Annotated in this window: 4 protein-coding genes and 1 pseudogene; 4 read left to right on the top strand and 1 reads right to left on the bottom strand. The window is 73.3% G+C overall.

Translation table 11 applies throughout. The features are described from left to right. A pseudogene (locus VGD85_RS18745) lies at positions 1 to 966 on the top strand (hypothetical protein); the annotation flags it as partial. 13 nt (positions 967 to 979) lie between these two features. Next, positions 980 to 2,224: a M48 family metallopeptidase gene (locus VGD85_RS18740; RefSeq protein ID WP_331064945.1), complete on the top strand. Its 1,245-nt coding sequence runs from the start codon at positions 980 to 982 to the stop codon at positions 2,222 to 2,224. Positions 2,225 to 2,228: 4 nt separating this feature from the next. Here VGD85_RS18740 and VGD85_RS18735 read toward each other — a convergent pair whose 3' ends face one another. Continuing rightward, entirely contained in the window at positions 2,229 to 4,031 is a 1,803-nt protein-coding gene (locus VGD85_RS18735; protein WP_331064944.1) for an AMP-dependent synthetase/ligase, read from the bottom strand. A 160-nt stretch (positions 4,032 to 4,191) separates the two neighbouring features. Here VGD85_RS18735 and VGD85_RS18730 point away from each other — a divergent pair, with 160 nt between their 5' ends. Next, positions 4,192 to 4,632, top strand: coding sequence for an SRPBCC family protein (locus tag VGD85_RS18730; RefSeq protein WP_331064943.1), 441 nt, complete (start codon positions 4,192 to 4,194; stop codon positions 4,630 to 4,632). A gap of 11 nt (positions 4,633 to 4,643) precedes the next feature. Further along, on the top strand, positions 4,644 to 5,700 hold a 1,057-nt coding region (locus VGD85_RS18725), incomplete at its 3' end, for an ArsA family ATPase (RefSeq protein ID WP_331064942.1).

Genomic DNA, 5,700 nt, shown 5'->3' with positions numbered 1-5,700 from the left:
GCGCTGCGGGTGACGGCGTTCACGCTCCGGTTCGTCGACGCCGAGGGGATGCCGGACGCGCACGGCGACTGGACCGCCGCGGTCGACGCGACCTGGCGGTTCGCCGGGTTCGACCCGGCGCCGGCGCGAGCCGAGGTGACGGTCCGGCTGCGCGAGGAGGGCGACCGGGTCGCGCTGACCGGGTTCGGTGGGGGCGACCGCGTGTCGCCGCTGTGGCTCTCCGGGCCGCTGCAGGTCCGGCGTACCGCCGACACGCTGGTGCTCGTCGACGGCCCGGGCGCCGAGGCGGCGACGTACGCCCGGCGGGCCCGGGCCGCGGTCCCGGTGGTCCGGCGCGTCCTGCCGGACTGGCGGCGGGGCCTGGTCGTGGAGGTGCCGGCCTCGGTCGACGACCTGGACCGCGTGCTGGACGCCGACCCCGGGACCTACGACCAGATCGCGGCCGTGACGACCTCCGCCGACGGGTCGCTGGCGCCGGACGCGCCGGTGCACGTGTTCGTGAACCCCGACGTCTACGGCGCGCTGCGGCCGACCGGAGCCCAGGTCGTGATGAGCCACGAGGCGACGCACGTGGCCGCCGACGCGTGGACCAGCGACATGCCGCTGTGGCTGCTCGAGGGCTTCGCCGACTACGTCGCGCTGCGCGACGTGGACCTGCCGGTGCGCCGCTCGGCGGCCCAGATCATCGCGCAGGTACGCCGCGACGGCCCGCCCCGCGACCTACCGGGAGCCGCGGAGTTCGGCACCCGGGCCACCCACCTGGGCGCGACGTACGAGAGCGCCTGGCTCGCCTGCCGGCTGCTCGCCCGGGACGGCGGGCAGGCCGCCCTGGTCGGCTTCTACCGCGCCGTCGACGCCGGTCGCCCGGTCGGCGCGGCGCTGGAGGACGGGTTCGGGCTGAGCGTGGGCGGGCTCACCGCGCAGTGGCGCCACGAGCTCGCCGCCCTGGCGCGGCCAGGTCCCTGACAGAATCGGTGGGGTGAGGATCCCGCCCGAGCGCCGCGTGGCGCTCGCCGTGGCCCTGCTGGGCGGGGTGGCGTTCGTGGTGCTCGCGGTCGTGCTGGTGCCATGGCACCCGGTCCCGGGCGGCACGCCGTCGCCGGCCGACCCGACGTCGGTGCTCACGCCGGCCGAGATCGCGCGCGGTGAGGACTACTCGCGCTGGGCGCGGCTGTGGAGCCGCAGCTCGCTGGCGGTCTCGCTCCTGGTCGCGTGCGTCCTGGGCTTCGCACCGTGGGGCCGCCGGCTCGTCGCGCGGCTGCGGGGCTGGTGGTGGGTGCGCGTCGTGCTCGCGGTCGCGCTGCTCGCGCTCATCGGCCGGGTGCTGACGCTGCCGTTCGCGGTGCTGCTGCGCCGCCACGCTCGCAACCACGGGCTCAGCCACCAGGCCTGGTCGGCCTTCGCGGTCGACCTGGTGAAGAACGAGCTGGTGGCGATCGTCGCCACCTCGATCCTGGTGGTCGTGCTCGTCGGGTGCGCCCGGCGCTGGCGGCGGGCCTGGCCGGCCGTCGCGGGCGGGCTGCTGGCGGCGCTGGTGCTGGCCGGGTCGTTCGTCTACCCGGTGGTGATCGAGCCGCTGTTCAACTCGTTCAGCTCGCTGGAGGACGGGCCGCTGCGCACCGAGGTGATGGCCCTGGCCGAGCGCGAGCACGTCCCGGTCGACGACGTGCTCGTCACGGACGCCTCGCGGCGTACGACGACCCTGAACGCCTACGTCTCGGGCTTCGGCGGCACCCGCCGGGTGGTGCTCTACGACAACCTCGTCGAGGACGTGCCGCAGGACCAGGTGCTCTCGGTGGTCGCCCACGAGCTCGCGCACGCCAAGCACGACGACGTGCTGACCGGATCGGTGCTGGGCGCGGCCGGGGCGCTGTTCGGCATCGGTCTGCTCGGTCTGCTGGTCGGGTCGGTCGGCGGCCGGCGGGGACTGTCGATGCGCGACCCCGCGGTCGTGCCGCTCGTGCTGGCGCTGGTCGCGATCGGCACCGTGCTCGCCAGTCCCGTCGAGAACGGCATCAGCCGGCAGATCGAGACCCGCGCGGACGTCGACGCGCTCGAGGTCACCGACGACCCCACGGCGTTCGTGGCCGTGCAGCGCCAGCTGGCGCTGCACTCGCTCTCCGACCCGACCCCGCCGGCGTGGTCGCAGTGGTGGTTCGGCTCGCACCCCACGACGATGACCCGGATCGCGATCGCCCGGCAGCTGGCGGACCAGGGCTCCTAGGCTCTCAGGGCAGGTAGAGCGCCGCGACGTCCTCCTTGAACGACCGCATCACGACGTTGCGCCGGATCTTGAGGCTCGGCGTCAGCTCGCCGCCCTCCTCCGACCACTCGTCGGGCAGGATCGTGAACTTCCGGATCGACTCGGCCTTGGAGACGGCCCTGTTGGCGTCCTCGACGGCCGCCTCGATCTCGGCGCGCAGGTCGGGGTCGTCCACGAGCTCGGCGACGCTGCCGGTCTTGCCGTGCGCCTCCGCCCAGGCCGGGAACGACTCGCGGTCGATCGTGATCAGGGCGGCGATGAACGGCTGGCCGTCACCCACCACCATGCACTGGTCGATGAGCACGTGGGAGCGCAGCCGGTCCTCGAGCACCGCGGGCGCGACGTTCTTGCCGCCCGCCGTCACCAGGATCTCCTTCTTGCGGCCGGTGATCCGCACGAAGCCCTCGTCGTCGACCTCGCCGACGTCCCCGGTGTGGAACCAGCCCTCCGGCTCGAGCGCCTCCATGGTGGCGGTCTCGTTGTGCCAGTAGCCCGCGAACACCTGGCCGCCGCTGAACAGCAGCTCCCCGTCGTCGGCGATGCGTACGGCGGTGCCGGGCAGCGGGCGTCCGACCGTGCCGACCTTGAACGCCTCGGGCAGGTTGACGGTGAGCGCCGCCGTGGTCTCGGTGAGCCCGTAGCCCTCGAGCACGGTCAGGCCGATGCCGCGGTAGAAGTGGCCGAGCCGGTCGCCGAGCGGAGCACCCCCGGAGATCGCGTAGCGGCAGCTGCCGCCGAGCGCGTCCAGCAGCTTGCCGTAGACGAGACGGGCGAACACCGCGTGCTTGGCGCGCACGAGCAAGGAGGGGCGGCCCCGGTCCAGGCCGCGCGAGTAGGCGATCGCGGTCTCGGCGGCGTTGTCGAAGATCCGGCCCCGGCCCTCGGCGGTCGCCTTCTGGGAGGCGGTGTTGAAGACCTTCTCGAACACCCGCGGCACCGCGAGGACGAACGTCGGCTTGAACTCCTGCAGGTCGGCGAGCAGGTTCTTGATGTCGGAGCTATGCCCCAGGCGGGTGCGCGCCTTGATGCAGCCGACCTGGATGATCCGGGCGAACACGTGCGCGAGCGGGAGGAACAGCAGCGTCGCGGCGTCGTCGCCCTCGAACAGCTGTGGCAGCTCGTCGACCGCGACCGTGAGCTCGAACATGAAGTTGCCGTGGGTGAGCATGCAGCCCTTGGGCCGCCCGGTCGTGCCCGAGGTGTAGATCAGCGTGGCCAGGTCGAGCGGCGTCGCCGTCGTACGCCGCTTCTCGAGCTCCTCGTCGGAGATGTCGGCGCCGAGCCGCGCCAGGTTGTCCACGGCGTTGTCCGCGAGCGACCAGACGTGGTTGAGCTGCTCCAGCCCGCCGCGGACCTCGCTGATCCGGGACAGGTGGTCGGCGCCCTCGGCCACGATCGCGCGCGCCCCGGAGTCGGCGAGGATCCAGGCGATCTGCTCGGCCGAGGAGGTCTCGTAGATCGGGACGCTGACCGCGCCCGCGAACCAGGTCGCGTAGTCGAGGAGGGTCCACTCGTAGCGGGTCTTGGAGATGATCGCGACCCGGTCGCCGGCCTCGATGCCCGCGGCGACGAGGCCCTTCGCGACCGCCGTGACCTCCGCCAGGAACTGTGCGGCGGTGACGTCCTCCCAGCCCTCGGCGTCGGGGTCGGTGGCGGGGCGGCTGAACACGACGCTGGAGCCGGCCTCCCGCGCGTTGACCACCACGTCGTCGGTGAGGTTGCCGCTCGCGGGGACCTCGATCGTCAACGGGTTGGAGAACTCACGCACGGGGACCTCCTGGCGTCCGCCACCGCACGCGGGCACGCAGGTGGATGGGGCTCACCGAGCGAGGTTACCGCCGGTCGGGAGCGCGAGGTGATCCGGTACGCTCGCTCACCGAGCCAGCCGCGAATCCAGCGCCGAACCAGTGCGACCAAGGGGGCCCCCGATGGCCGAGCAGACCACGTCGTCGATCGTCATCGACGCTCCCTCGGCCGACATCATGGCGGTGATCGCCGACTTCCCGGCGTACCCGCACTGGGCCAAGGGCGTGCGGACCGCCGACGTGGTCGCCGAGTTCCCCGACGGCCGCGCCGAGCAGGTGTTCTTCGAGCTCGACGTGCCGCCGATCAAGGACGAGTACACCCTCGAGTACATCTGGAACGGCGACCACATGGTCACCTGGACGCTGGTGCACGGCAAGATGCTCCGCGCCCTCGACGGCGCCTACCTGCTGCGCGACCTGGGCAACGGATCCACCGAGGTCACCTACCGCCTCGCGCTCGACGTGAACATCCCGCTGATCGGGATGCTCAAGCGCAAGGGCGAGAAGATCCTCATCGACACGGCGCTCAAGGGGCTGAAGAAGCGCGTCGAGTCGCTCGGCTGAGGCCGGCTCGCGTGCGCATCCTCCTGTTCACCGGCAAGGGCGGCGTCGGCAAGTCCACGATCGCCGCCGGCACCGCCGCGCTCGCGGCCGCCGAGGGGCATCGCACGCTCGTGCTCTCGACCGACGCGGCGCACTCGCTGGCCGACGCCTACGGCTGCGAGTACGGCGCGATCGGGCCCGACCCGACCGAGGTGGCCGACGGGCTGTTCGTGGTCCAGGTCGACGCGCAGCTGCGGTTCGAGCAGTCCTGGGCCGACATCCAGCGCTACCTGCTCTCGGTGCTCGACGTGGCGGGCGTCGACCCGGTCGCGGCCGAGGAGCTCACGGTGATCCCCGGGGCCGAGGAGGTGCTCGCGCTGCTCGAGCTGCGCCTGCACGCGCTGTCGGGCGCCTGGGACGTGATCGTGGTCGACTGCGCGCCCACGGCCGAGACGCTGCGGCTGCTGGCGCTGCCCGAGGCGCTCGGGTGGTACATGAACCGGGTCTTCCCCGTGGAGCGCCGCGTCGTCAAGGCGCTGCGTCCGGTGCTCAGTCGCGCGGCCGGCGTACCCATGCCCGGCGACACGGTGTTCGACGCGGTCGAACGGCTGCACGCGGAGCTCGACGAGGTCCGGACGCTGCTCAGCGGCCCCGACGCGAGCGTGCGCCTCGTGCTGACCCCCGAGAACGTCGTGCTCGCCGAGGCGCGGCGCTCCTACACGACGCTGTCGCTGTTCGGCTACCGCGTCGACGGGGTCGTCGCCAACCGGGTCTTCCCGGCCGAGGGGTCCGACGACTGGCGGGCCGGCTGGGTGGTCGCCCAGGACGAGGTGCTCGGCCGCGTCGAGGAGTCCTTCGCGGGCCTGCCGATCTGGCGCTCGCAGTACCGGCCGCGCGAACCCGTCGGGCTCGCGCCGCTCGCGGGCCTCGCGCGCGAGCTGTACGCCGGCGCCGACCCGCTGGCCCGCTCGGCCGGGCGGGCGCCGTTCCGGGTCCGCCGCAGCGAGGGCGGGGCGGTGCTGCGGCTGTCCCTGCCGCTGGTGTCGCGCACCGAGGTGAACCTCGCCCGCAATGGCGACGACCTGGTCG

The organism is Nocardioides sp. (genome assembly GCF_036401255.1).
Taxonomy (GTDB): domain Bacteria; phylum Actinomycetota; class Actinomycetes; order Propionibacteriales; family Nocardioidaceae; genus Nocardioides.
The sequence above is the reverse complement of the archived record's forward strand: the minus strand, read 5'-3'. Positions and strand labels throughout refer to the sequence as shown.

Bases quoted from the DNA above. Each gene is read 5' to 3' on its own strand.
- VGD85_RS18730 (WP_331064943.1), top strand. From the start codon at position 4,192: ATGGCCGAGCAGACCACGTCGTCGATCGTCATCGACGCTCCCTCGGCC.